General features: G+C 39.3%; 1 rRNA gene. It reads right to left on the bottom strand.

Annotated elements, in window-relative coordinates:
• Positions 1–377, bottom strand: a 23S ribosomal RNA gene (locus ACFQ13_RS06320); the annotation flags it as partial.
• Between the last annotated feature and the right edge of the window lie 140 nt (positions 378–517).

Genomic DNA, 517 nt, shown 5'->3' with positions numbered 1-517 from the left:
CTTACTATGCTTTACTTATACGGGACTATCACCCTCTCTGGTCGCTCTTTCCAAAGCGTTCTAATTCATTATAGCTCAAATATCGCAGTCCTACAACCCCAGCAATGCCGTAACATTACTGGTTTGGGCTAATCCAATTTCGCTCGCCGCTACTATCGGAATCACTTTTGTTTTCTTCTCCTCCGGGTACTTAGATGTTTCAGTTCTCCGGGTTCGCCTCCTTACGGATAACATATCTTCAATATGCTGGGTTGCCCCATTCGGATATCTGCGGATCAATTTGTATGTGCCAATCCCCGCAGCTTTTCGCAGCTTATCACGTCCTTCATCGCCTCTGAGAGCCTAGGCATTCCCCATACGCTCTTATTTAGCTTATTGTACTTTTGTCTTTTTAATGAGTTACTATTTAGTCTTAGTTTAATAACTAAAACTAAACTTTGTGTTTAATTAAAAGCTCGTAAACTTTAATTAAACACTATTACTTATACAAAGAGATAAATCTCTTCTTTTTGTATTT

It is taken from the genome of Winogradskyella rapida (genome assembly GCF_042675845.1).
Lineage (GTDB): Bacteria > Bacteroidota > Bacteroidia > Flavobacteriales > Flavobacteriaceae > Winogradskyella > Winogradskyella rapida.
The sequence above is the reverse complement of the archived record's forward strand: the minus strand, read 5'-3'. Positions and strand labels throughout refer to the sequence as shown.